The sequence below is a fragment of the Streptomyces roseochromogenus subsp. oscitans DS 12.976 genome (assembly GCF_000497445.1).
In the GTDB taxonomy this organism is placed as follows: domain Bacteria; phylum Actinomycetota; class Actinomycetes; order Streptomycetales; family Streptomycetaceae; genus Streptomyces; species Streptomyces oscitans.
Map to the genome: position 1 here is coordinate 2,897,910 of NZ_CM002285.1, position 535 is coordinate 2,898,444.

At 65.8% G+C, this 535-nt stretch carries 1 protein-coding gene; it reads left to right on the top strand.

What is annotated here, in order from left to right:
- Positions 1-535: alpha-amylase family glycosyl hydrolase (locus M878_RS99810; protein ID WP_023546666.1), on the top strand; the 535-nt coding region annotated here is incomplete at both ends.

Here is a 535-nt window from a genome sequence, read left to right on the forward strand (position 1 = left end):
CCATCCCCTCCGGCTGCCAGTGGGGCATCTTCCTGCGCAACCACGACGAGCTGACCCTCGAAATGGTCACCGACGAAGAACGCGACTACATGTGGGCCGAATACGCGAAAGACCCACGGATGCGCGCCAACATCGGCATCCGCCGCCGCCTCGCGCCCCTGCTCGACAACGACCGCAACCAGATCGAGCTGTTCACCGCACTCCTGCTCTCCCTGCCCGGCTCACCGATCCTCTACTACGGCGACGAGATCGGCATGGGCGACAACATCTGGCTCGGCGACCGCGACGCCGTCCGCACCCCGATGCAGTGGACCCCCGACCGCAACGCCGGATTCTCCTCCAGCGACCCCGGACGCCTGTTCCTGCCGACGATCATGGACCCCGTCTACGGCTACCAGGTCACCAACGTCGAGGCGTCGATGTCCTCGCCGTCCTCGCTGCTGCACTGGACCCGCCGCATGATCGAGATCCGCAAGCAGAATCCCGCCTTCGGACTCGGGTCCTACAACGAACTGCAGTCCTCCAACCCGGCGGT